Source organism: Treponema sp. R6D11 (genome assembly GCF_054786075.1).
In genome coordinates this window covers 1-380 of record NZ_BDHD01001132.1, presented here as the reverse complement: position 1 = coordinate 380, position 380 = coordinate 1, and the positions used below count along the sequence as shown (strand labels likewise).

Sequence of the window (380 nt, the reverse complement as noted above, 5' to 3'; positions counted from 1 at the left end):
GGCCCAACCGCGGTGGCGATAAGCCCGAGGGATGCGAACGAAGTAGCGAAGATACTCTTTGAATTCGCGAAAGAGGTTCCCGCGCTGGAGATAAAAGGCGCTTTGGTCAGCGGCTCGGTTTACGACGCCAAGCAGACGGAAGCGTTCTCGAAACTGCCCGGCAAGCTGGAGTTAATTTCCATGCTCATGTCGGTTATGAACGGGCCCGCGCGCAATCTCGCGGCCGCGCTCAACGACATTCCGTCAAGACTGGTTCGTACGGTCAAGGCGATTGCCGACCGCAAGGCGAGCGCTTAGGCGCAGGATAGTATATAAGCCGTCAGGCTTCGGTGAACTAAGGTTCAACGCTGCCTTTCCTGTCGGTTTTTTATAAGTTTGCC

The 380-nt window shown here is 56.1% G+C and carries 1 protein-coding gene; it reads left to right on the top strand.

All coding sequences use genetic code 11. The features are described from left to right. Positions 1-297, top strand: a 297-nt coding sequence (gene rplJ / locus ACYVTD_RS17800; protein WP_461248949.1) for a 50S ribosomal protein L10, incomplete at its 5' end; no start/stop codon positions are given. Positions 298-380 lie beyond the last annotated feature (83 nt).